This window comes from Kitasatospora sp. NPDC127121, assembly GCF_042677305.1.
GTDB lineage: Bacteria > Actinomycetota > Actinomycetes > Streptomycetales > Streptomycetaceae > Kitasatospora.
In genome coordinates this window covers 16,659-38,008 of sequence record NZ_JBHXTQ010000086.1, presented here as the reverse complement: position 1 = coordinate 38,008, position 21,350 = coordinate 16,659, and the positions used below count along the sequence as shown (strand labels likewise).

Annotated in this window: 15 protein-coding genes and 1 tRNA gene; 6 read left to right on the top strand and 10 right to left on the bottom strand. The window is 72.2% G+C overall.

Going from position 1 to position 21,350, the window contains the following annotated elements; all coding sequences use genetic code 11:
- Positions 1-127: 127 nt before the first annotated feature.
- The gene (locus ACFVHI_RS31230) at positions 128-1,342 is read right to left on the bottom strand and encodes an agmatine/peptidylarginine deiminase (protein ID WP_380345031.1); all 1,215 of its coding nucleotides are present in this window, start codon (positions 1,340-1,342) and stop codon (positions 128-130) included.
- 246 nt (positions 1,343-1,588) lie between these two features.
- Here ACFVHI_RS31230 and ACFVHI_RS31225 point away from each other — a divergent pair, with 246 nt between their 5' ends.
- Positions 1,589-2,185, top strand: a complete 597-nt coding sequence (locus tag ACFVHI_RS31225) for a TetR/AcrR family transcriptional regulator (RefSeq protein WP_380345029.1) — start codon at positions 1,589-1,591, stop codon at positions 2,183-2,185.
- Between the two features lie 282 nt (positions 2,186-2,467).
- On the opposite strand, the gene ACFVHI_RS31220 is transcribed toward ACFVHI_RS31225, so the two are convergent.
- Both ACFVHI_RS31220 and ACFVHI_RS31215 read right to left on the bottom strand, forming a co-directional pair.
- The gene (locus ACFVHI_RS31220) at positions 2,468-3,664 is read right to left on the bottom strand and encodes an agmatine/peptidylarginine deiminase (RefSeq protein ID WP_380345027.1); all 1,197 of its coding nucleotides are present in this window, start codon (positions 3,662-3,664) and stop codon (positions 2,468-2,470) included.
- The gene (locus ACFVHI_RS31215) at positions 3,651-3,845 is read right to left on the bottom strand and encodes a hypothetical protein (protein WP_380345025.1); all 195 of its coding nucleotides are present in this window, start codon (positions 3,843-3,845) and stop codon (positions 3,651-3,653) included. Before ACFVHI_RS31215 ends, ACFVHI_RS31220 begins: the two co-directional genes overlap by 14 nt.
- A 331-nt stretch (positions 3,846-4,176) precedes the next feature.
- Here ACFVHI_RS31215 and ACFVHI_RS31210 point away from each other — a divergent pair, with 331 nt between their 5' ends.
- Both ACFVHI_RS31210 and ACFVHI_RS31205 read left to right on the top strand, forming a co-directional pair.
- Entirely contained in the window at positions 4,177-5,100 is a 924-nt protein-coding gene (locus ACFVHI_RS31210; RefSeq protein WP_063352383.1) for a DUF4436 family protein, read from the top strand.
- Positions 5,101-5,329: 229 nt separating this feature from the next.
- Positions 5,330-5,962 (top strand): cyclase, encoded by a 633-nt coding sequence (locus ACFVHI_RS31205; protein WP_380345023.1) that lies wholly within the window; start codon positions 5,330-5,332, stop codon positions 5,960-5,962.
- A gap of 81 nt (positions 5,963-6,043) precedes the next feature.
- On the opposite strand, the gene ACFVHI_RS31200 is transcribed toward ACFVHI_RS31205, so the two are convergent.
- The 4 genes from ACFVHI_RS31200 to ACFVHI_RS31185 form a co-directional block, all read right to left on the bottom strand.
- Positions 6,044-6,117 (bottom strand) — tRNA-Met (locus tag ACFVHI_RS31200).
- Positions 6,118-6,224: 107 nt separating this feature from the next.
- Positions 6,225-7,514 (bottom strand): ABC transporter substrate-binding protein, encoded by a 1,290-nt coding sequence (locus ACFVHI_RS31195; RefSeq protein WP_380345021.1) that lies wholly within the window; start codon positions 7,512-7,514, stop codon positions 6,225-6,227.
- On the bottom strand, positions 7,511-8,929 hold the full coding sequence (locus ACFVHI_RS31190; protein WP_380345019.1) for a hypothetical protein: 1,419 nt from the start codon (positions 8,927-8,929) through the stop codon (positions 7,511-7,513). The genes ACFVHI_RS31195 and ACFVHI_RS31190 overlap by 4 nt, the downstream gene beginning before the upstream one ends.
- A gap of 163 nt (positions 8,930-9,092) precedes the next feature.
- A complete protein-coding gene (locus ACFVHI_RS31185) occupies positions 9,093-9,464 on the bottom strand; it encodes a hypothetical protein (RefSeq protein WP_380345017.1) in 372 nt (123 codons plus the stop codon).
- Between the two features lie 304 nt (positions 9,465-9,768).
- Between ACFVHI_RS31185 and ACFVHI_RS31180 the strand changes: the two genes are divergently transcribed.
- Positions 9,769-11,013, top strand: coding sequence for a sensor histidine kinase (locus tag ACFVHI_RS31180; RefSeq protein ID WP_380345015.1), 1,245 nt, complete (start codon positions 9,769-9,771; stop codon positions 11,011-11,013).
- Positions 11,010-11,711 carry a response regulator gene (locus ACFVHI_RS31175; protein ID WP_380345013.1) on the top strand — a complete coding sequence of 234 codons (702 nt, stop codon included), beginning with the start codon at positions 11,010-11,012 and terminating at the stop codon, positions 11,709-11,711. The genes ACFVHI_RS31180 and ACFVHI_RS31175 overlap by 4 nt, the downstream gene beginning before the upstream one ends.
- A gap of 128 nt (positions 11,712-11,839) precedes the next feature.
- On the opposite strand, the gene ACFVHI_RS31170 is transcribed toward ACFVHI_RS31175, so the two are convergent.
- Together ACFVHI_RS31170 and ACFVHI_RS31165 are read right to left on the bottom strand one after the other, a co-directional pair.
- Entirely contained in the window at positions 11,840-13,006 is a 1,167-nt protein-coding gene (locus ACFVHI_RS31170; RefSeq protein WP_380345011.1) for a serine hydrolase domain-containing protein, read from the bottom strand.
- A 165-nt stretch (positions 13,007-13,171) separates the two neighbouring features.
- On the bottom strand, positions 13,172-14,338 hold the full coding sequence (locus ACFVHI_RS31165) for a serine hydrolase domain-containing protein (RefSeq protein ID WP_380345009.1): 1,167 nt from the start codon (positions 14,336-14,338) through the stop codon (positions 13,172-13,174).
- A gap of 349 nt (positions 14,339-14,687) precedes the next feature.
- On the opposite strand from ACFVHI_RS31165, the gene ACFVHI_RS31160 reads away from it, so the two are divergent.
- Positions 14,688-15,782 (top strand): polyprenyl synthetase family protein, encoded by a 1,095-nt coding sequence (locus tag ACFVHI_RS31160; RefSeq protein ID WP_380345007.1) that lies wholly within the window; start codon positions 14,688-14,690, stop codon positions 15,780-15,782.
- A gap of 54 nt (positions 15,783-15,836) precedes the next feature.
- Here ACFVHI_RS31160 and ACFVHI_RS31155 read toward each other — a convergent pair whose 3' ends face one another.
- Entirely contained in the window at positions 15,837-21,119 is a 5,283-nt protein-coding gene (locus tag ACFVHI_RS31155) for a sacsin N-terminal ATP-binding-like domain-containing protein (protein ID WP_380345005.1), read from the bottom strand.
- Positions 21,120-21,350 lie beyond the last annotated feature (231 nt).

The window sequence follows — 21,350 nt, the reverse complement described above, 5'->3', positions numbered from 1 at the left end:
TGCCACGGGGCCCGCCCGCCGCCGGCTGCGCCGAGGGACGGCTTCCCGTGGGGGGGCGGGGGCAGGGGGCCCGCGCCCGGGGGCCGGGCGGGGGGGGGGGGGGGGCCTCGGCCGCGCTCAGCCGCGTTCAGCCGGCAGGCGGTACGGCGGGCTGCGACTGGGTGGAGCAGTGGATGCCGCCGCCGCCGCTCGCGATGTTGTCGATGTTGAGCTGGACGACGGTGCGGTCGGGGTACTTGGCCTGGAGGATCGCGTAGGCGACCCCGTCCGCGTAGCCGTCGCCGAACTGCGGGACGAGGACGGCGCCGTTGGCCGTGTAGTAGTTGGTGTAGCTGGACAGGAAGTCCTTGCCCGTTCCCCGGATGGAGTTGCGGTCGGGGCCGGGCAGCTCCGTGATGGTCAGGCGGCGGCCCTGGGCGTCGGTGGCGTTCTGCAGGGCCTGCCTGGTCTGCTGGTAGACCGCGACCCACCGGGGGTCGGTGCCCGGGCCGGGCTGGTCCAGCATGACCTGGCCGGGGGAGATGAAGCGGGCCAGGCAGTCGATGTGGCAGTCGGTGATGTCCTGACCGGCCAGGCCCGGGACCCAGATGACCTTGTCCAGGCCGAGCGTCGACTTCAGCGCCTGCTCGACCTGGTCCCGGGTCATGCCCGGGTTGCGGTTGGGGTTCACCAGCGAGCTCTCGGTGGCCAGCAGGGTGCCCTGCCCGTCGGTCTCCAGCGAGCCGCCCTCGCCCACGAACGGGGCCTGGACGCGGGCGATCCCGTACTGGGACAGGAGCGTGCCCGCGGCCGCGGCGTCGTTGGCGTACGGCTGGTAGTAGGAGGTGCCGCGCTTGCCCCAGCCGTTGAAGTTGGTGTCCACCCCGGCGATGGCACCGGGTGCGACGACGAAGGTCGGGCCGAAGTCCCGGATCCACAGGTCGTCGTTCGGGATCTCCAGGACCTCGATGCCGTAGTACGCGCCGGAGCCGCAGTAGTACCGGGCGTCGGCGGCCTGCCCGGGGCGGGCCAGCACCGCGACCGGCTCGTAGCGCGAGAGCTCGTACGCGACGTTCGCGATGTCCCGGCGGACGCCCGACAGCTGGTTGCGCCAGACCGAGGACAGGGCGGGCCAGGCCATGAAGGTGCGGGTGTGCCGGTCGGTCTCCGCGGGCATCCGCAGCGTGGCGCCGGACGGCGTCGCGGCTGCGCCTGCGGCCGTGGCCGTGGCCGTGGCTGTGTCTGCGGCCGCGGCGACCGAGGTGCCGAGGCCGGTGGCGAACGCGGCGCCGAGGGCCGCTGCGGGCAGGGCGGCAGCGCCGAATCTGAGCAGGCTGCGGCGGGTGGGAACGGGCGTGTCCAAGAGGACTCCCTTGGGGGCGGGGAGGTGTGGGGTGACGCACATCTTGGCTGCAACTAAAAATTCAGTCAATACCCGATACGTACGGTATCGCGGTTTTCCTTGCCACACCGGCCTGGCCCGAGCCTGCCGTGCACCTGCCGTGAGCCCCGGTCCGAGGTCGCCCGCCTGGTCGCAGGGTCATTGGGCCCTGAAACTTTGATCAGGAATTCCTCCATGAGGGGCCCCGGCCGGGTAGGGTGATCGCTTGTGTCGGATCGTCGAACAGAGATACTCATCGCCGCCACCCGCGTCATCGCGCGGCGTGGCGTGCGCGGGCTGCGCGTGGGCGAACTGGCCGCCGAGGCGGGGGTGTCCACCTCGCTGCTGTACTACCACTTCACCGACCGGGCCGGGCTGCTCCGCAAGACCCTGGAGTTCATCAGCGACCGGGCGGACCGCTACACCGCCGAGGGGGACTCGGCCGGGTACTCGGACGATCCCCGACGCGATCTCGAACAGGTCCTGCTCCTGGAACTCCAAGACACCCCGGACGTGCGCGAGAACAGCACGGCCTGGGGGGAGTTGAGGGCCAGCGCGGTCTTCGAGCCCGATCTCCGGGAGGAGCTGGCACGGGCCACCCACGCCTGGGTGCACGACGTCGCGGACCTGCTCGGCCGCGCCCGCCCCGAGGCCACGGCGCCGGCCCACTCGGCCTCCGCCGAACGCCTCACCGTCCTGATCGAGGGCCTCAGCGCCCGCTGGCTGACCGGCTCGATGCCGCTGGAGCACGCACGACGCCTGCTCCGGGAGGCGATCGAGGTCGAGCTGGAGGCGCTGCCGGCCGTCGTACGGTGCCGCTGCTGACCGACCTTCCACCTGCCAGGGGTTCGCCGGGGACGCCGCGGCCCAGTTCTTCACCCGACACCTGAGGTGAGGCCGGGCCGTCGGACCGGCGGCAGACGGTAGCCGATGTCGGCGGGCCTGCCACTCGTCGACGGCAGGTCCCGGCCGTCTACAGGTCTCTGCACCGTGGGCCCCTGCCGAACTCTCGGCAGGGGCCTGTGCTGCCTGAAGTCAGAACTGTTCGATTTCTGCAGAGCTTCGAGGAGGCCGCACGCCCCGGCGGGTGTCAGTCGAACCGCGCGTTCACCCCGCGGCCGGGATGTCGTGGGTGGCGCAGTGGATGCCGCCACCTCCGGCGGCGATGTTGTCGATCTTGACGGGGACGATCTCGCGGTCGGGGAAGTGCTGCTTGAGGATCTGCTGGGCGCGGTCGTCGGCGCGGTCGTCGCCGAACTTCGGGAGGTAGACGCCCTTGGAGCCGACGTAGAAGTTCATGTAGGAGGAGACGAAGGCGTCGCCGCGGCCGGTGATCTTGTCGGGGTCGGGCTGCTGGAGTTCGATGACGTCGAGCTTCTTGCCGCGGGCGTCGACGGCGTTCTTGAAGACGCCGCGGGCCTGGTCGGCGGACCGGGACCAGACGTCGGCGGGCGAACCGGGGAAGGCCTGGTCGAGCAGGACGACGCCGGGGGCGGCGAAGCGGGTGAGGCAGTCGACGTGGGCGTCGGTGATGTCCTTGCCCTTGACGCCGGCCAGCCAGATCACGGTGGTGACGCCGAGGGCCTTCTTGAGCTCGGCCTCGACCTGGTCGCGGGACATGCCGGGGTTGCGGTTGCCGTTGACGACGGAGCTCTCGGTGACCAGCAGGGTGCCCTGGCCGTCGGTCTCGAAGGAGCCGCCCTCGGCGACCAGCTTCGTCTCGATGCGTTCGACGCCGTACTTGGCCAGGACGGTGCGGGCGATCTTGCCGTCGTTGGCGTGCTGCTGCTTGTTGCCCCAGCCGTTGAAGTTGAAGTCGACGCCCTTGACCTTGCCGCCCTCCTCGACGAACACCGGCAGGGTGTCGCGGGCCCACAGGTCGTCGACGGCGATGGGGACGACCTCGACCGCGGAGCCGCACGCGCTCTGCGCGGCGTCCCTCTGTTCGGGGCGGGCCATCAGGACGACCGGTTCGCGGGCGGCGATGGCCCGCGCCAGGCTGGCGATGTCCTTCCGGACGTCGGGGAGCTGGTCGCCCCAGACGTTCTCCGAGGCGGGCCAGGACATCACGGTGCGGACGTGCTTCTCCCATTCGGCGCCGAAGCGGCGTCCGCCGGGCGCCGCCGGGGCCCCGGACGGCTGCGGCGCCCCGGAAGACTGCGGCGCCCCGGACGGCTGCGGGGCCTGCGTGGCGTCCTCGACGGGTTCGTCGAGGTCCGAACAGGCGGTCAGGCCGAGGGCGAGGACGCCCGCGCCGCCGAGGGAGCGCAGGATGGTGCGGCGGGACAGATCAGGGTGGGGCACGGGATTCTCCGGTCATGGGGTAGCGCTGGTTGTCGCGGCTGCCGGCGTCGAGGCGGCGGTCGCCGAACGAGGCGTTGCCGAGCGGGACGGTGCCGAACGAAGCGGCGACGACGGCGCCGTTGACGACGTGGATGCCGAGGCGGGAGCCGGTGAACTTCGAGCTCGCCGTCAACACTTTCATTGACTGAAAAATCGGTCAAGCCTGCAGCCGGCCCGTCCGCTAATGAAGGGCGCCGGGGCGTGCGACGGCCGCCCCACCGGACCCGTGCTCCGGCGGCGCCCGGCCTCGACGCCGTGTGCGTCGTAGATCACCGCTCTCTCTGGATTTGACTGAATTTTCAGTCTAGTAAAAGATGCGGGGGCACCCCCGGTCCCAGGACCAGCCCGCCGCAGCGCGGGCCCCGTGCCCCCTGGCGGCCCGTCCACCCCCCCCCACGGAGGCGGGCCGCCAGGGCCTCCGCCGCGCACGCGTCGGCCGCCGCCCCGACTCCACAGCTTCAGGAAGGACGACCGTGCAGGTCACCACCGATGACACCAGCGCGACCAGCCCGGTTGCGCGCCGCGCTCCTCGCCACCGCTGGCGGTTCGCCGTCGTCCTGGCGATGGTCGTCGCCCTGTGCGGGAGCGGGATCGGGCTGTACCTCAACGAGCGCAACACCCGGGAGCAGACCCGCGAACTGGCGATCCCCTCGGCCCAGGACTGGATCGAACTCGACGTCACCGCCCAGGACGTGGACCCGGCTGCCCAGCAGCTGACGCTCTACATCACGCCCGTACCGCACGGCAGGCTCGCCGCCGGCGCCGACGGCCAGGCCTTCAGCCGACCCGTCGAGATCACCGTCACCGGCACACCCAGGACGACCATCCGGGCAGCCGAGGGCGAGAGCGCGGCGCCCCAGCTCGTCCACGTCGGGATGTACGACGGCACCATCACCGACTACCCCTTCGACCGCTACCGCATGGAGGCCGGCTTCACGGCCACCAGCGGCGCCACCCCCGTGCCGGTCGGCCTGGTCCTCACCGACACCGACCCGTTCTTCGTCGTGCGCCCGCAGGCCACGGCCGGGGCCACCGGCGCCGTGGCCCTGGACGCGAAGATCACCCGCTCCCGCAGCACCTTCATCCTCGCCTGGTTCATGATCGCGGCGATGTGGGCCATCGCCCTGGCCGTCCTCGGCGCCGCCGAGGTGCTCTACCGCAAGCGCGAGGGCCTGGTCTGGCCCTCCCTGGGCTGGATGGCGGCCAGCCTGTTCGCCCTGATCGGCATGCGCAACGCCGCCCCCGGCTCACCGCCGATCGGATCGCTGATCGACTACCTCGCGTTCTTCTGGGCCGAAGGAATCATCGCCGCCAGCCTGGCCTGCACCGCCTGGTGCGGCATCCGCACCGAGCACCGGCAGCGCCGCGAACGCGAGGCCGCCGCCGACCAGCCGTGAGGCCCGGCGGCGGCACCCCGTGGGCGGGCGCGGCCGGAGAATGGCCGGAAAGTGCCGCAACTACCTTGCGCAGCGGGATTGTTGGGGGTCCCTGACGCGCCCATGCTGAATTCGCCCGGCCTGTGCCGGGCCGCCGGGTGGCCGGGCGGCTCAGGTACCCCACGCCCCGACGCTCGCGCGCCCCACCCTCACCCCCCACCTCAGGCTTCGCGGGAGAACCCTCATGGGAATGACCTCTGCTCTGCGACGTGCCTCGGTCGTGCTCGCCGGCGGCGTGGCCGCGATCGGACTGTTCGCGCCGACCGCCGCGGCCGCGGACACCCCCGTCGTCCTGGCCTGCCAGGCGACTCCGCCGATCGGGTCGGCACAGACCTTCAACCTCAACGCAGGTGTCAACGCCGCCGCGCCCGCCACCGTCGCGGCCGGCAGCCAGTTCACCGTCACCCTGGCCCCCGACGCGCTCACCGTGCCCACCACGGTGGGCGGTTACAGCATCCAGTCGATCAGCAACATCGTGCTCACCGTGCCGGTCCCCGCGAACGCCACGCTGACCGGCGAGTCGCTGACCGGCGGCTCCGGCTACTCGGGCAGCGCGAGCGTCGCGGTGAACAACGGCAACGTCGTGCTCACCGTGAACGGGTCGGTCGACGGCGGCGGTACCTTCACGCTCCCCGCGCTGACCCTGAACCTGGCCGCCGGGGCCTCCGGCAGCGTCATCAGCACCTCGGTGGCCGGTACGAGCTACGCGGACCCGGGGCTGACCTTCACGGCGACCGTGCCCGTCTCGTTCTTCACCGTCGACGTGCCCACCGCCTGCTACCCCGCCACCGCGCAGGCGCTCAGCACCACGACGGTGAGCTGACCGGGGGCCCGCACCGAAGGCGACCGAGGGAGAACAGCACTGGGGCCGACGCACAGTGTGCGTCGGCCCCAATGGCAGAAGTAGCGGGGACAGGATTTGAACCTGCGACCTCTGGGTTATGAGCCCAGCGAGCTACCGAGCTGCTCCACCCCGCGTCGGTAGTACCGACTGTACGGCACCGGCCGGCGATCACCTAATCGGTTACCCGGCGGCCGGGTGCGCGCGGCCGGCCGAGATGCGGGTTGCCGTCCCCAGCCGAAAGTCAGGCGTAGACGGTGGCCCGGACCCGGTCCAGGTCCGTGAGCAGGGTGTCCAGCTGCGAAGGGTCGTTGGCGTAGGCGAGCACGGCTCGGTAGAACGCGCTCTGCATCGCGTCCGGCATCAGGTCGGAGGCGTCGAACCGTACCGCCCGGGCGTCGACCAGCAGTTGGCCCAGGCGCCGGGACAGGGCGTCCGGGTAGACGGTGGTGGGCACCTGGCGGTTGGGGCTCAGCGCACCGCCGCGGGCCACCCAGATCTGCTGCGCCTCGGGCGTCGTGAGGTAGGCGACGAGCTGCTGGGCGGCCGGGGTGGCGTGGAACATGCCGAGCAGGTCGCCCGCCACCTCCTCGGTGCCCTTGAACCCTTCGTCGATGGTCGGGAACCGGGCGAAGTCGTAGTCCTCGCCGGCCTTGAGCTGCGGGTCGCCCTGCTGGTAGTAGTCCGTGATGAAGGACGCCGCGTGCTCGAAGTAGCAGCCCGGCTGCCGGCCGAACAGCGAGTTGCCCGAGCCGGCGAAGTCGGTGAGCAGCATGCCGCGGGAGTCACCGCGGACCAGGCCCTTGGCGGCGACCACGTCTCCCCAGGTCTGCCAGGCCCGCTTGATCGCAGGAGAGTTCCAGGCGAGCGCGCCGCTCGCCCACTGGTCGTAGACGTCCGGCCCGGACTGGGCGAGGACGATGTCCTCCAACCAGTCGGTGCCCGGCCAGCCGGAGGCGGAGCTGGACTCCAGCCCGACACACCACGGGGGGACACCCGCCCCGGCGATCTGCCGGTCCAGGGTGTTCAGCTGGTCCCAGCTGCCGGGTGGCGTCCAGCCGTGTGCGGCAAGGGCCTTGGGGGAGTACCAGATGAGGCTCTTCACCGAGGCCTTGACGAACACGGCGTACTGCTTGCCGTCCACGGCGCCCAACCGCACCCAGCTCGCTCCGTACTGCGCGGCCATGCCCGGCAGGTCGAGCGCATTGTCGAGCGGGGCCAACCGGCCGGCCCGGGCGTACTGCACCAGCTTTCCGGGGCTGGAGAGGACGGCGAGATCGGGCGGCGTCCCGTTGTCGACCCGGTCGGCCAGCACGGTGTCGGAGTCCCGGGAGCCCTGGTAGTCCACCCTGATCCCGGTCCGCTGCTCGAACGGCGCGACCATGGCCAGGAACGAGTCCCGCTCGCTGCCGGTCCAGGTGCCGAGCACATGGACCACAGGTCCCGACCCGCCGCTGCTGCAGGCCGTGGGGCCGAAGAGGGCGACCAGCAGCAGGGCGAGACAGGCCCGGGCCCAGCGGTCTGCTCTGCTCATCGCGCGGCCCGGTACTCGTCGATCCGTGGCCAGAGGCCGCCCAGGCAGAGCACCGCGATGGCGGCGCACAGCACCGGGAGCGCGCGGCCCAGGTCCAGGTCGGAGCGGGCCGCCGATTCGGCATCGGCCAGCCGTTGCCGGTCCAGCTCCGTGAGGCGGGCCAGGTCGGCGTCGAACGCCGCGCCGGCGCCGCCCAGTTGGGCGGCGCCGGGGCCGACAGCCGTGGCCACCACGGTGGGGTCGGCCGCGGCTGCCGTGGCGGGGCCGCGCGTGGCGGCCTGCCGGCGCAGCTCGGCATCGGCCGCGGTGAACTGCTGGAAGTCCCGGAGGGTGTGCAAGGCGGCGTCCCGTTTCGCTGGGGAGGAGTCGGGGCGGAGGTCGGCATCGAACAGGTCGGCGAGGATGCCGTGGAACGCGGGCTGCTGGTTCTCGGCCGCCGCGACCGCTCCCGGCGTGACCGGACGGTCCGCCAGTGGGCCGGTGTAGGTGGCGAAGTCGTCGGAAAGGTCCTGTCCGGGGACGGTCTGGACCACCGCCAGCGCATCGCCGCCTGCCGCTTCGGCGGCGAGCGCGCGAGCCTGCCAGGTGGCGGTCAGCCGGGGCAGCACCTCGTCGGTGGCGGTGCCGAAGGCCCGGTCGGTGTGCAGGGTCGCCACCACCGTCCAGCCGGCCAGCGTGAGCAGCAGGACGGACGCGGTGAGCAGGTACGGGTTGAGTCGCCGGTTGAAGTGGCGGCTCAGAAAGCGCTGCGTACCGACCAGCAGGACCAGGGCGAGCGCCGCGGGGGCGAGCACGCCGAGCAGCACGACCGGGGCGAGCCATCCGCTCTGCTGTTGCCGGCCCAGTTCCTGCTGCTCGGCGGCCCGCAGTTGCTGGACCTGGGCGAGGACTCCGTCACCGGGTTTGTGCATCAGGCTTGAGGCGTAGCTCAAGTAGGCGGCGCCGAGGGCACCCTGGCTCTCGGTGGCATGCGCCTGTTCGACCAGGCTGGTGTACTCGACGAGCAGTCCCTCGACGGCCTGCAGTCGCCCGCTCCCGGCCGGCCCGGTCGCGTCGTGCTCGGCGGCCCGGGCCAACGCCTGGTGGGCCGACTTCAGATCGTCCTGGTAACGCTGCCCCGGCCCGCTCAGGCGCACCGTCCCCGAGGCGAAGCTCCCGGCCGCGACCCGGTCCGCGTCGGCGAGCAGGTACGACAGCTGCGCGATGTCGACAAGGGCCGGGTCGGCATGGGCTTCGGCGGCGGACACCGCCGTGTGCGCGCCGGCGAGCGCCGCTTCCAACGTCCCCCACAGCGCCGCCGTGCACAGGACCAGCGCGACCACAACCCGGCGCAGCCGGCCCGGAGTGGTGGGTGGCGCGGCGGGCCTGCGGCCGAAGCGGTGCGACCGTGACCCCACGCCGGCAATGGCCGCCATCCGCATCCCGCCCCCCGGCTCGGCCCGTCAGGAGCCCGACGGATCGTCGCCCACCCTAGCCGCGCGACTACGGGGTGGCCACCGGGAAGCGGAATATGACGGAGTATCAGTTTCGACTCCGGTGGCCCGGGTGGCGCACTCTGACGCACCGTCAGCTTGGCGGTCACCCCACGCGGCCCCGGTAGGTGTTCTCCAGGCCCGGGTCGGCGGGGTTTCCGGTGAGGTTGGCGGAGAGCAGCTCGAAGGTCCCGTCGCCGATCTGCTGCCGGTCCGCGGCGGTCAGCGCCCGGCCGTCGGTCCGCGCGACCAGGACGGTCACCGGATTGGCGTCGGGCTTCGTCCCGAAGCGGTCCTGGGCGATCTTCATGGCGGCGGCCGAGTCGTAGCTCTTCGGCAGGAAGTCGGCCGTCTGCGTCTGGGTCACCCGGTAGATCAATGTCTGGCTCAGGACGGTCAGGAGCATTCCCAGGACCGCCCATACGGCGATCACCTTCCACGGATTCCTGGTGGAGAATCCGGTCAGGGCGCGGATCACGATGTCCTCCGGCGGTGGTGCTGTCGCCGGGGATTTCCGGCACGTCTCCAGAGCATCACGGCGTACCGGGCGTTCTCGTCCGAGCGCGGGAGGAGAACGGCGTCAGGACCTGGGCTCGCCACCGGGCCCGGACCAGGACCAGGGGCCTGGTCCGGGATCGGTCCCGGGTGCCGGTTCGGGGCCGGGGGCCGCAGGGAGAATGGACCTCGGACGCCCCCCCCCGAGGGCCTCCGCAGGAACGGCATACGGCTCACGGCTCATGGACGACGGCACACGGCCGGCCACGGAAAGGACCATCACCAGCATGTCGACGCACCACCGGCCCCTGCCGCTGCCGCAGCTGCAGCCGCCGCAGCCGCCGCCGAGAGCCGATGGCCTGCCCTGGACGGCCAGTGACGCGCTGGTGGCCGTCGGGTCGGCCGCCCTGGACCTCCTCGGCTACTCGATCGGCAGCCCGGACGGAAGCCAGCCGATCGCCCTCACGGCGCTGGTCCTGCTCGTACTGGCGGCCATGCCGCTGCTCACCAGGCGCCGCTACCCGCTGGCGTCACTGACGGGTGTGCTGGCCCTCGGCCTGGCCCTGAACCTGAGCGGGCCGGTGCCGCAACACTTCAACTGCACGCTCTGCATCGCGCTGTTCGCGGTCGCCCGCTCGCGCGGCCTCGTGGTGGCGGTACCGGCCGCCCTCGCGGCGGCCGCCGTACCGCTGCTGGGCCGGGGGCATCCGCTGCCGCCTCCGTTCTCGGGAGTGGCGGCCAACGTGCTCGCCGCGGCGCTGGTCATCGCCGCGGCCGAGGCGCTGAAGCGCTGGCAGCACGAGGTGGAGGTCAGGCGCAGGCTGCTGGCCGACCGTGCGGTGGCGCAGGAACGGCGCCGCATCGCACGGGAGTTGCACGACATCGTCGCCCACCACATCACCACCATGCAGCTGATGGCCGGCGGTGCCAGAGCGAACCTCGGGGGTGACACCGAGGTGGTGCGCGACGCCCTGGTCACGCTGGAGGGCTCCGGGCGGATGGCACTGCGCGAGATGCGCCAACTGCTCGACGTGCTGCGGGCCGGCGACGAGGCGGAGGAGTCGCCGTCCGAGCCGCAGCCCGGAGTCGGGCACCTCGGACGGCTCGTCGAGGAGTCCCGCAGGGCCGGCCTTCCCACCGAGTTCGCCGTCCTGGGGGAGGAGCGCCCGCTGCCGCCGAGCACCGGCCTGGCGGTGTTCCGGATCGTCCAGGAGTCCCTCACCAACACCCGCAAGCACGCCGGCCGGGCCCAGGCGCGGGTCCGGCTGACGTACCACCCGGACCGGATCACCGTCGAGGTGTCCGACAACGGCACCGCCGCGCCGGCCGACACCCTGGTGGGCGCCCTGGCGGGAGCGGGCGGTGCGGCCGGACCGAGGGCGGGCCGCACCGGGTACGGTCTGATCGGCATGCGCGAACGCGTCGCGCTGCAGGGCGGCAGCATGGTGGCCGGCGCCGTGGACGGTGGTGGCTTCCGGGTGATGGCCAGCCTGCCGGTGGCGCCGGCCGACGGAGAGGAACGGCTCGGATGACGGGAACCCCGGAGCGGATCAGGGTGCTGATCGCCGACGACCAGCCGCTGGTACGGCGGGGCCTGGCCCTGATCCTGGCACCCCACCCGGCGTTCGAGGTGGTGGCCGAGGCGGACAACGGCCAGCAGGCGGTCGACCTCGCGCACCGGCACCGGCCCCACGTCGTGGTGATGGACATCCGGATGCCGGTTCTCGACGGCGTCCAGGCGACCGAGCGGCTCACGCGGGAACTACCGGCCTGCCGGGTCCTGGCGCTGAGCACCTTCGACATGGACGAGTACGTGGTCGCCGCCCTGCGCGCCGGCGCCTCCGGGTTCCTGCCCAAGGACGTCTCCCCGGAGGAGCTCTCGGCGGCCGTGCGCACCGTGCACACCGGGGAGGCGGCGGTGGCGCCGCGCCTGCTCACCCGGCTGATCTCCACGTACGTCACCGCGCCCCGCCTGCCGCCGGCACCGGTGCCGTTGCCGGCCTCCAGCCTGGGTGAACTGACGCCCCGCGAGATCGAGGTGTGGCACCTGCTGGCCACCGGCCTGGACAACGCCGAGATCGCGTCGGCGATGGGCATCAGCGTCTCCACGGTCAAGAACTACATCACCAGCATCTTCGCCAAACTGAGCGTCCGCGACCGCGCCCAGGCAGTGATCGCGGCCTACGAGTCCGGCCTGGTCGAGGCCCGCCCCGCGAACCCGGCGGGCTGAGGCGGACTGATTCCGGCAGCGGTAGGTACTCCACAGACGGCCTCCCGGCCCCCGTCCACGGGAGCCGCGAGGCCGTCTGCCCGGTGTCCGGCCCCCGCGCGCGGGAGCCGGTCCGAGGGGTGGAGCGGTCAGCGGCAGAGGGCCGCGTCCAGGGCGGCCGCCATGTGTTGCGCGCCGGCCTCGCCCGGGACGGTGGTGACGGTGATGGTGGCGGCGCGGCCGTCGTCGGTGACGCCGCCGCGGGTGCGGTAGCCGGGGGAGGTGCCGCCGTGGCCCCAGGCCAGGCCGCCGCAGGAGAGCGGCCTGCTTTGCAGGCCCAGTCCGTAGCGGATCCCCGGGCCCAGGAGTTCGGCGGGGACGGTGGTGCGCATCTGGGCGAGCTGCGCCGGGGGCAGGAGCCGGCCGCCGAGGAGCGCGGTGAAGAACGCGTTGAGGTCGGTGTTGGTGGAGACGATCGCCCCGGTCGCCCAGGCCATCGAGGAGTCCATGTCGGTGTAGTCGATCGGGGCCGCGTCCGGCGAGCTGCGGAAGTAGCCGTGGGGGTGGGCCTCGTGGATGGTGGTGTCGCCGGGGGTGGGGAAGTAGGTGTGGCGCAGACCGATGCGGTCGATGACGCGTTTGGTGATCTCCTCGCCGACAGGCCGTCCGGTGACCTTCTGGACGAGGAGTCCGGCAACGACGTAGTTGGTGTTGCTGTACTCCCAGCTGGTACCCGCGGGGAAGCTGGCCTTCTGGGCGAGGGCGCCGTCGAGGAGGTCGCGGGGCTCGAAGTAGCGGTACTGGATGGGGGTGAAGTCCGCGAGGGCGGGGGCTTCCATGTAGTCGGGCAGGCCGCTGGTGTGTTGGAGCAGCTGGCGGACGGTGATGTGGCGTCCGTCGATGCCGTCGCCGCGCAGCAGGCCGGGAAGGTAGGTCTCGACGGGCGCGTCGAGGCCGATCTTCCCTTCGGCGACGAGCTGGAGGACGACGGCGGCGGTGAAGGTCTTGGTGTTGCTGCCGGCGCGTATCTGCCCGTCGACGGGGGGCTTGGCCCCGGTGGCGAGGTCGCCGACGCCCGCGGTGTAGGTGCGGGTGCGGCCGTCACGGCCCTTCACGGAGGCCAGCGCGGCGGGCAGGCCGTCGTCCTTGACCAGTGCGTTCAGGCTCTGCTGGACGCTGTCCGGCTTGGCGCCGGCGAACGCCGCGGTCGGTGCCAGCACGCCGGCCGCCACGACGCCGGCGGCCACGGCCGCCGCCACCGCGTGCCTGCCGCGGCGGTTTCGGCGGGCCGGGCTGTGCTGTGTGTGCTCGTTCACGGAGGAACTCCTCTGCTGAAGGGGGATTTGCTGGGGTGTGCGGGTTCCGCGCGCCGAGGCGTGCCGGGGCGTGCCGGGGCGCGCGGAAACCCGTTGGTGGTGCCGGTGCGGATTACGGATTGCGGATTGCGAATGCTCAGGCCGGACCGGGGAGGGCCTGCGGGGTCAGCGGCACAGGGCCGCGTCCACCGTGGCCGTGATGTGCTGATCGGCCTCGTCGCCCGGGATCGCGGTCACCGCGATGCTGGCGGCGCGGCCGTCGTCGGTGACGCCCCCGGTGGTCTTGTAGCCCGGGATGGTCCCGCCGTGGCCCCAGTACTGGCCGCCGCACGACAGCGGACGGCTCATCAGGCCCAGCCCGTAACGGACGCCGGGACTCACCTCGTCGGCGGGGACGGTGGTGCGCATCTGGGCGAGCTGCGCCGGGGGCAGGAGCCGGCCGCCGAGGAGCGCGGTGAAGAACGCGTTGAGGTCGGTGTTGGTGGAGACGACGGCCCCTGCCGCCCAATCCCAGGACGGGTCCAGCTCCGTGTAGTCGCGGAGCGAGCCGTCGGCTTCCCGGTTGTAGCCCTTGGGGTGGGCCTCGCGGATGCCCGTGTCCCCGGGGGTGGGGAAGTAGGTGTGGCGCAGACCGATGCGGTCGACGATGCGCCGGTTGATCTCCTCGCCGAGCGGCCGCCCGGTGACCTTCTGGATGATCAGGCCGGCCAGCAGGTAGTTGGTGTTGCTGTATTCCCAGCGCGTACCCGGGGCGAAGTGGGCCTTCTGGGCCAGAGCCGCGTCGAGGAGCTCGCGCGGTTCGTAGTACCGGTTCGGGCTGGTGAGGATGGAGTCCTTGTCCACGTATTCGGGCAGGCCGCTGGTGTGCTGGAGCAACTGGCGGACGGTGATGTTGCGTCCGTCGATGCCGTCGCCGCGCAGCAGCCCCGGCAGGTAGGTCTCGACGGGCGTGTCGAGGCCGACCCTTCCCTCGGCGACGAGTTGGAGGACGACGACGGCGGTGAAGGGCTTGGTGTTGCTGCCGATCCGCACCTGACCGTCGACGGGGGGCTTGGCCCCGGTGGCGATGTCGCCGACGCCCGCGGTGTAGGTGCGGGTGCGGCCGTCACGGCCCTTCACGGAGGCCAGCGCGGCGGGCATGCCGTCGTCCTTGACCAGTGCGTTCAGGCCCTGTTGGACGCTGTCCGGCTTGCCGCCCGCGAACGCCGCGGTCGGTGCCAGCGCTCCGACCGTCATCACGCCGGCGGCCACGGCGGTCACGACCGCCACCGCCCGGTGCCGGCCGCCCCGGCGGGAGCGCGGGAGGCGGCTGTGCGGTGCATGCTCGTTCACGAAGGGACCCCTCTGATGAATGGCGCCGGTGATTCCCGGCCTTGATCAAGAGGACCATTCAGGGGTAGGGGAGTTCGTCCGTATCCAGCACGAGACCGCACCCGGGAGCTGGCTCCGGGAGCCGCCCCAGCCAGGACCGTGCTCCCGGCGGTGCTCTTGTCGACCTTCCGGTGGAGCGGCTCTTCGAACGGGGGCGTGTTGTACTGCTGCGGTGAGCGCGGGAGGGCAGCTACCGGGTGCTCGGGCCGGGAGGCCGGTGGGGCAGCATGGGTGACGGACCACCGCCGGGATCCGTGGCACCTCCGCGCCTGCGCGGGCGCGCGTCCCCGCCCGAACGGAAGACATCTTCGTGACCGATACCGCCGCCGCCGTCCTCGCCGAGCAGATCCGGGCCCGTCTCGCCGGGTACGAGCGCCGGTTCAGCGCGCTGTCCGAGCAGTACTTCCAGGACCTGGCCGCCGCCTTCGACGCTCCGTCGTTCAGCCGGTTCACCCCGGACTGCCTGGCCCTGCTGCGGGACCTGTCGCTGCGCGGCGGCAAGCGGATACGGGTGGCCCTGCTCTTCGAAGCCGCCCGGCTGGTGACTGCCGAACCCGTGGAGGGGCTGGACGACGCCGCGCTGAGCATCGAACTCCTCCAGACCCACGGGCTGGTCCACGACGACATCATCGACGACAGCCCCACCCGCCGGGGCGGGCCCTCCACCTACTACGCCTACCGGGGGCGCTTCCCCGACCGGCCGCAGACCGCGCTCGGGCTCGCCGTCCTCGCCGGCGACCTCGCACTCGCGCTGTCGCTCCAGGTCCTTCTTGATTCCCGGGCCCCGCTCCCGGTCCGACAGGCCATGGTCGAGGTGCAGACGCGGGCGGCAACGGCCACGTTCGTCGGCCAGATCATCGACCTGGAGCGGGACTTCACCGCGGACCCGGACGAGGAGGTGCTGCACGACGTGGCCGACTACAAGACCGCGCGCTACTCGGTGCTCGCCCCACTCCAGCTGGGACTGCTCGCCGCAGGCGTCCAGCCCGCCGCCCACGACGGGGAACTGCGCCGCTACGCCCGGCTGGTGGGGATCTGCGGGCAGCTGCGCGACGACTACCTGGACCTCTTCGGCGACGCGGGGACGATGGGCAAGCCCACCGGAACGGACATCCGGGAGGGGCGGCGCAACTACACCGTCCGCGCCGTCCTGGCGGCGGCCACCGACTCCGAGCGGACCATGGTGGAGTCCGCACTCGGCGACGGAGCCTGCACCGAGGAGACCATCGCCGCCATCCGCGACCTCGCCCACCGCCACGGCGTCCCGGAGCGGATGCGGGCGGACATGCGGCGCTTCGCCCACGCGGCCGCCACGGAGGCCGCAGCCTGGCGCCCCAGGTGGCGGGAGGAGGCCGTCGCGTTCTTCGAGTACCTGCCGAGGTGGAGCGTCGAGCGAGTCCGGTGAGCTCGGTGAGGGGCGAGCGGGGAATCCCGCCCGCCCCTCACCCCTCCCGGCATGTCACCGCCGGCCGGGGCCGTTCAGGGGGGAGCAACGATAGCGCAGCCCCTGCCCGACGATCCTGAACCGGTCACGGGCCTTCGCCGAGAAGGGATTCGGCAGGTCGTGGATCCTCCGCTCCGACGGCTCCAGGACGGACGTGACCAGGAGAATGCGGTACCGGTTCGCGGCGGCATACCGGTTGGCGGCCCTGATCTCGGAAACCCCCAGCTCGAACTCGGTGAGCTCCGAAGCCGGTTGGGTGAGCGACTTCACCTCGTAGAAGATCGTCCTCGGCCCACGGCGGACCTCGAAATCGTAGCCGTGGCCGTCGGCCGCGTCCTGGTCATCGTGCAGGACGGCCGCGTAACCGGACCTCCAGTACACCTCCGGGTACCTCCGCTCCAGCCAGGCCCGTGCCGTCACCTCGCCGACCAGCCCGATCGCGGCCCGCTCCTCCTCGGTCGCGCCGGCCATCCGGGCCACCACCGTTCGGCCGCCGACCGCTCCTCGGGATCCTCGCTGTTCCTGCCGGGTCATCGCGCCGAGCGTCACCTTGCCGGACTGCGACAGGAACGCTTCGTCGACCGATCGGCCGGCCAGTTCGGCGATCGCCGCGTACTGGTCGATGCCGACCCGCAGTTCGGTGTGACCCACCGTGATGGTCGGCCGGGTCACCGAGCCGCCACCGGCCGATCGAGTGCGTTTCGTGGTGGCTCGGGAAACGTCCGCAGGACTGAGCCCGAGCGTCGACAGGTCGGTGGACAGCGGCATGCCGGTCGGAAGTCCGAGGCTGCTCCCGACCACCTGGAGCAGCTGCTCCCGGCCGAGCCGGACGAGATCGCAGAGCCCCGATCGTTCCAGACCCCGATTGGCCTCCAAACCGGGCGTGCTGTTCCAGGCCGGGGGCTGAGCGGTGGCGTGGCGGAGGCACCAGGCGGCCACCAGCGGAGCCAGCTCCTCCACCATGCGGTCGAGCCGGGCGAAGTTGTCGGAGCGGAGCCCGTCCACCGGGTCGAGGCCGCAGCTGCGGTCCAGGTCGTCGTCGGCGCCGTGTGAACGAAGCCAGTCGGCGACCCTGGCCCGCAGCGCGTGCTCCGGCGGAGAGGCGAACCGTGTCAGCCAGGCGGGGTCGGGAGCGAGGTCGTCGAGTCGCCGGGCCGCCACGTACTCCGGTACGTCCTCGCCACGGGCCGCCGAAGGCGCGTACCGCTCACGCAACCTGTCCCTGATGGCGGCGGCGTTCCCCTGGACGAATGCCTCGAAGGCCTCGGTGTGGGCCTCCGGGTGGCGGAGCGGGGCGTACGGCGGGCCGAGGGCCACGAGCGCCGCGTTGAACTGCTGGAACTCAAGGTGCAGGGCGTCCCGCAGGTCGGCCGGGTTCGGGTGGCTGCGGGCCAGCCCGAGCAGCTCCGCGGCGGCCAGCGGGAGGACGTCCTGGTAGCGGTCGAGCGCTTCGACGAGTGCTTCCTCCGAGGTGGCACGGCCGAGTACCTCCTCGATCTCCCGGGTCCGGTCACCGCCGGCCAGGCAGACCAGGACGGGCCGCAGCCGGCGGACCGCGACCAGCACCTCACCGGTCAGACTCCGGCGCAGCTCCGCGATCCTGGCCTCGGTGGTGCCGAAGGCGAGGGCGAGGGCCAGATCGTCGAGCTCCGCCGGAGGCTCGTCGCCGACGTGCTGCTTGAGCTTGACGAGGGCCAGTTCGAGCGCGTCGTGGAGCGAGGGCTGGCGCAGGAGCTGGGAGATCGCCGACGCACAGGACGTGATCTCCTCCCAGGCATCGCGGCAGTCCCAGACGACGATGGTCGGGTGCCCGAGGTCGCTCAGCGGAAGACTCCGGGTGGTCTGCGGAGGTTTGGCCTTCGTTCCCGCCACCACGACCGCGACCTCGTCCTCGCGGACGAGCCGGATGGTGCGGAATTCGTCGAGCAGCGCGTGCACGCGCTGCTCGCTGTGCCGGTGGCGGGCACCGGACTTCAGCTCCAGGGCCAGCCCGACCACCGTGACCAGCCACTCCCTGCCGTCCACCAGGAGCTCGGCGGCGTCCTGGGCCGTGATGAGCTCGCCGTCCGGCCGCTGGAGTTCGACGTGGGTGGCGGACAGCCGGGCCACCGGCACACCGTTGGCCTCCAGGAACGTGGCGACCTCCGTGCCCGAGCCCGCGGCCGTGACCAGGAGCGGCTGCTCCACCAACTCGATCAGCGACTCCTTCAGCGGGGCCGTCTCGTCGGCAACGTGGACCTCGACGGTCGAGGGGGTGAGCGGGGTGAGGACCGGTCCGGTCTCCACGGCCAGCTGGACGGGTTCCCCGGCGGCCCACGGCCACCGACGCTGCTTGGCCGCGAGCGCGAGCACCCGCCCGTACTGCTTCTTGAACGCGACGCTCAGGTGGTCCGGCACGTGGTTCAGGGCCAGGGCCGAACCGAGGTCCTTGACGGCCGGGGCGGCAAAGCCCTGCTCGTCCCAGATCCGGAGTCCCGCCCGGCGCAGGCGGGGCACCACCGCGCGGTCGGCCAGGAGCTTGCGGATGTCCGGGGAGATCGACGGTACGAACGCGGGCAGATCCCGGTCCTCCGAGAACCACGCCTGACCAGGTGCCACGAAGCGCAGGCCGTCCCCTTCCGGGTCCTGCACCGGCAGCCACGGCAGGTGACGCAGGGCGGAGGCGAGCGGAGTGGGCCAGACATGCACGTCCTGGTTGGTGGGCCTCGGCCGGTACACGGTGGTGGAGAAGTCGCTCTTGCTCCAGGAGCGCAGGCCGAGCAGGAGGAGAGCGGCGAACTCCTGCCGCGCGGCGGGCTTCAGCCCCGTGACCTCGGCGGCCCCGGGAAGGTGGACCGGCAGCGTATTGAACCGGTACGAAGTCCACGGGTGCGCACCCTCCGCCCATCCGGCCTGCCGGACGTCCGCGGCCCAGGCGTCGCCCAGGGCGGTTCCGAGCCCGAACCTGGCGGCGAGCCCGCGCGGCTGGAGTTCCCGGCCGTTGCGTGCGTCGATGCGGCGAGCGACGGGTGTGAGCAGCAGGCCGTCCTGGACGCCGATCGCTCGGAGGAACTCGCCGTAGCCGTCGAGTGCGTGGACCTCCTCGGGCCAGGCCGCCGGTGCGGCGATCCACTGGTCCCGCTGTTCCGCGAGTGCCGGCACGTCGGCCCCGCCGGCGGCCAGGAAGCGCGCGAACCGTGTCGCGCCCTCGGTGCCCCACGCGGGGGAGAAGAGGCACTCCGTGGCCTTGGCCCAGCTTCCGTCGACGCGCGGTACGAGGAGTCCGACCTCGCGCAGCCGGGTGCGCTGGGTCTCGCTGAGGACGGGGAACTGGCGGTGGACGAAGACCAGGGCGTCGCGGCGCAGAGCGTCGGACTCGGTCGCGGCCAGGAGGCCGCGCAGGTCGGTCAGCACCTGATCGATGTCGAAGGTGTGGACCAGCTGGTGCTGTTCGAGGAAGTGGCGTCCCGCTCGGCTCCAGGCGATTCCGGGGTGGGTGAAGGCCATGCGGCGCCGTAGTGCCTTCAGATCCGAGGGGACCCGGGTGTTCTTGTCCTTGCCCGCCTCCTTGCCCGCCGCCGGCGGTGAGAAGAAGACGGTCCGCTCGGGTCCGCCGTGCTGCGGGGCCGCTCCGAGTGCGGGCTGCAGGCCGCCGTTCTGGTCGAGGATGATCCTCTTCCCGCGCAGGGTGTCCGAGCGGTGGATGAACGCGTGGGCCAGGTCGTCGTAGAAGTCGGTCCACGTCCCGGCTGTCGCGTCGACGCGGTCGTCGGCGAGCTCCTCGGCGATGGCCTGGACCCAGCCGGCCGCGGCCGCCTGCGGGGTGTCCATGAGCGTTCCGAGCAGGTCCCGGTGGAGTTGCTTGAGTCGACCGCGGCGGGCCCCGGTGACGCGAGGATCGAGCATGGGGCCACCGACCCGGCTGAGCCGTTCGGAGGTGATGACTCGCCAGGCCCGTTCCTCCTCGGGCCAGGTGTACGAATTCCGGAGACTGTCCCAGGAAGTGCCCACCAGCGGCACGACCGGCTGGTCGGCGAGGCGGCCCGCGAAGGCCCGGTCGATGCGGTCCTTCGGCTTCCAGCACACCAGGTCGAGCACCAGCTCCCGCGCGCGCTCGTGCGGCGCCTCGGTGCGGAGCCGCTCGGAGAGCGCTGCCGCCAGGTCGGCCACCTGGTCGAGCAGGAAGTCGTTCAGAGCGATGGTCTGGCTGATGTCGAGACGCGCCAGCTTGGTGAAGAACGGCGCGTGCACGTGGCCGCAGAACGGTGACCTGCTCGTTTCGGCCATCGGCAGGTAGGTGTACATCCGGCCGTGCTGCAGGTCCTCGTCCAGCCGGAGCGCGAGGCCGACCCAGGCTTCGCCCTCCCAGGTGTTCCAGCGTCCGTCGATCTGGTGGGCCTGGACGCTCCGTTCGATCGCCTCGCGGAACGCCTCGGCCGGGACGGCGCGCCGCGCCAGCAGGTAGCGGCCGGCCTCGGCCAGGTCGATTTCGACCGCCCAGTCCTCCGGCCGGGCGCTGACCAGCTCCGACTGCCGCGCGGAGCGGGTGAGGCACCGGCGCGTCGACGGCTCCTCGTCGCTGTGGACCTCCACGGCGAGTTCGGTGATGCGATCCAGGAACAGCAGAAGCGGCGCCTCCCCGGCCGTGATGCGCTCAAGCTGGCTCTGCGCGGCGTCCGCCGCGGCCGGGTTCCGGAGCGGGAGCCGCACCACCGTCGAGAAGCCTTCGAAGGCGAGCTCCTTGAGGACCGGATCGGTGACGTCGGCGGGTACCGGCAGGGCGAGGGGGGAGACCTTCGCGATCACCTCCTCGGCCCGCCCGTCGTCGACCAGCGCCCGGACGTCCGCGGGTGTGGCGAACCGGAAGCAGTAGCCGTCGAACGTCGACGAGGAGGGGCCGTGCTTCGAGTAGATCTCGGGCCAGTCGGTCAGCTGCAGCACGCTGCGGAAGCCGATCCCCTTGTTGCCGATGCCTTCCCCGGCGCCCTTGTCGGAGAGCGCGAACTCCGTGATCGCGTGGAAGTTGCGTTCGGTGAAGCCCGCGCCCTCGTTGGCGACGTAGAGGACTCCGGCCGCACTGCGGAGGTCGAGCCGGACGAGGACCCGGCCGGGCTCCTGGGCGTGCAGGGCGTCATGCCCGTTCTGGACCAGTTCGAGGACGGCGCGGCCCTCGTACTCCTGGGCGGTGTCCTCGGTGATCGACTTGAGGCTCTCGGCGAACCGCCAGTCGTCTCCCGCCTGCTCGAACAGCTCGATCCGCCTCAGCGTACGGGCCGTTACGGCGTCGTCGCTTCCTGCCGGGTCCGTGGGGTGGTGCACGTGGTCCTCGCTCCTGACGTGATGGGGCGTGATGGGGCGTGATGAGGGGAGGCACCGACGCCTCGCCGCCGAGAAGCGTTCACCAGCCGCCGAGCGCCCGCCGACCAGCCGCTGCTGTTTCCGGCCGAACGGCCCGGCGTGCGAAGCAACAGGTCAGTCCAGCAGTTTGACGTATAAGCGCACCCCGTGGGCCGCAAGACCGCACGCCGGAGGAGCACCCGGATGGCCGAA

Excerpts from the sequence above, each read along its gene's own strand:
- ACFVHI_RS31180 (WP_380345015.1), top strand. The coding sequence starts at position 9,769 with ATGTCGACGCACCACCGGCCCCTGCCGCTGCCGCAGCTGCAGCCGCCG.
- ACFVHI_RS31195 (WP_380345021.1), bottom strand. The coding sequence starts at position 7,514 with ATGAGCAGAGCAGACCGCTGGGCCCGGGCCTGTCTCGCCCTGCTGCTG.
- ACFVHI_RS31175 (WP_380345013.1), top strand. The coding sequence starts at position 11,010 with ATGACGGGAACCCCGGAGCGGATCAGGGTGCTGATCGCCGACGACCAG.
- ACFVHI_RS31205 (WP_380345023.1), top strand. The coding sequence starts at position 5,330 with ATGACCTCTGCTCTGCGACGTGCCTCGGTCGTGCTCGCCGGCGGCGTG.
- ACFVHI_RS31215 (WP_380345025.1), bottom strand. The coding sequence starts at position 3,845 with ATGAAAGTGTTGACGGCGAGCTCGAAGTTCACCGGCTCCCGCCTCGGC.
- ACFVHI_RS31190 (WP_380345019.1), bottom strand. The coding sequence starts at position 8,929 with ATGGCGGCCATTGCCGGCGTGGGGTCACGGTCGCACCGCTTCGGCCGC.